Below are 1,229 nucleotides of genomic sequence, written 5' to 3'. Positions count from 1 at the left end.
ACTCCTCATCTGTTCGCTCGACTTGCATGTATTAGGCACGCCGCCAGCGTTCGTCCTGAGCCAGGATCAAACTCTCCGTAAAGTGTTTGAAAAGCTCATGTCTTTTTTATTCGAAAAAGACTTAAAATCTTAAACGTTGACGTTTGGTTGTTTAGTTTTCAAGGTTCAATCAATCTGTTGGTGGAGCCTAGCGGGATCGAACCGCTGACCTCCTGCGTGCAAGGCAGGCGCTCTCCCAGCTGAGCTAAGGCCCCATAAAGAAGAAAATGGTCGGGAAGACAGGATTTGAACCTGCGACCCCTTGGTCCCAAACCAAGTGCTCTACCAAGCTGAGCTACTCCCCGTTTTCTATTATGGAAAAAATATGGCGCGCCCGAGAGGAGTCGAACCCCTAACCTTTTGATCCGTAGTCAAACGCTCTATCCAATTGAGCTACGGGCGCAGTAAAGCTTTATGAAACTGAATGGTGCCGAGGGCCGGACTCGAACCGGCACGGTGGAAACCCACCGCAGGATTTTAAGTCCTGTGCGTCTGCCAATTCCGCCACCCCGGCTAAGGCAGATAAAATTATAAGTAAAGTTTGGAGCGGAAGACGAGATTCGAACTCGCGACCCCCACCTTGGCAAGGTGGTGTTCTACCACTGAACTACTCCCGCAAAAATATGGTGCGGGTGGAGGGACTTGAACCCCCACGCCTTGCGGCACTAGATCCTAAGTCTAGCGTGTCTGCCAATTCCACCACACCCGCATAAAAATTTCATGGTGAGCCATGAAGGACTCGAACCTTCGACCCTCTGATTAAAAGTCAGATGCTCTACCAACTGAGCTAATGGCTCGAGAAAACTGGTGCCGGCAAGAGGACTTGAACCCCCAACCTACTGATTACAAGTCAGTTGCTCTACCAGTTGAGCTACACCGGCAAAAATGGTGGAGAATGACGGGCTCGAACCGCCGACCCTCTGCTTGTAAGGCAGATGCTCTCCCAGCTGAGCTAATTCTCCACTTAACTTCCGTGTTCGGCATGGGAACGGGTGTGACCTCTTCGCTGTCATCACTAGACATAAGGCTCGCGCCTTCAAAACTGGATACGTTCATCAAAGTAAGGAAATCCGAGAATCACCTAGTCCAGTTTCAGCTCCTAGCTTTTCGGCTGCTTCAACCTGCCTGTTTGAGACTGACGTCTCATCCATTCAGGCCTCCACCAGCTCTCAAAGCTGACCTGTCGGTTT

The 1,229-nt window shown here is 50.7% G+C and carries 9 tRNA genes and 1 rRNA gene; all 10 read right to left on the bottom strand.

Features of this window, described 5'->3' with window-relative positions:
• Nucleotides 1–82: ribosomal RNA gene (locus KP77_RS18285) — 16S ribosomal RNA — on the bottom strand; the annotation flags it as partial.
• A 96-nt stretch (nucleotides 83–178) separates the two neighbouring features.
• Nucleotides 179–254 (bottom strand) — tRNA-Ala (locus KP77_RS00490).
• 13 nt (nucleotides 255–267) lie between these two features.
• Nucleotides 268–344: transfer RNA gene (locus KP77_RS00485), tRNA-Pro, on the bottom strand.
• 21 nt (nucleotides 345–365) lie between these two features.
• Nucleotides 366–442: transfer RNA gene (locus KP77_RS00480), tRNA-Arg, on the bottom strand.
• 22 nt (nucleotides 443–464) lie between these two features.
• Nucleotides 465–553 (bottom strand) — tRNA-Leu (locus KP77_RS00475).
• A 28-nt stretch (nucleotides 554–581) separates the two neighbouring features.
• A tRNA-Gly gene (locus tag KP77_RS00470) sits at nucleotides 582–656 on the bottom strand.
• Between the two features lie 7 nt (nucleotides 657–663).
• Nucleotides 664–748: transfer RNA gene (locus KP77_RS00465), tRNA-Leu, on the bottom strand.
• A 12-nt stretch (nucleotides 749–760) separates the two neighbouring features.
• Nucleotides 761–836, bottom strand: a tRNA-Lys gene (locus KP77_RS00460).
• 8 nt (nucleotides 837–844) lie between these two features.
• Nucleotides 845–920 (bottom strand) — tRNA-Thr (locus KP77_RS00455).
• Between the two features lie 5 nt (nucleotides 921–925).
• Nucleotides 926–1,001 (bottom strand) — tRNA-Val (locus tag KP77_RS00450).
• Nucleotides 1,002–1,229 lie beyond the last annotated feature (228 nt).

It is taken from the genome of Jeotgalibacillus alimentarius (assembly GCF_000829445.1).
Classification (GTDB): domain Bacteria; phylum Bacillota; class Bacilli; order Bacillales; family Jeotgalibacillaceae; genus Jeotgalibacillus; species Jeotgalibacillus alimentarius.
Note: the sequence above shows the minus strand (reverse complement) of the source record. Positions and strands in the feature narration are given on the sequence as shown.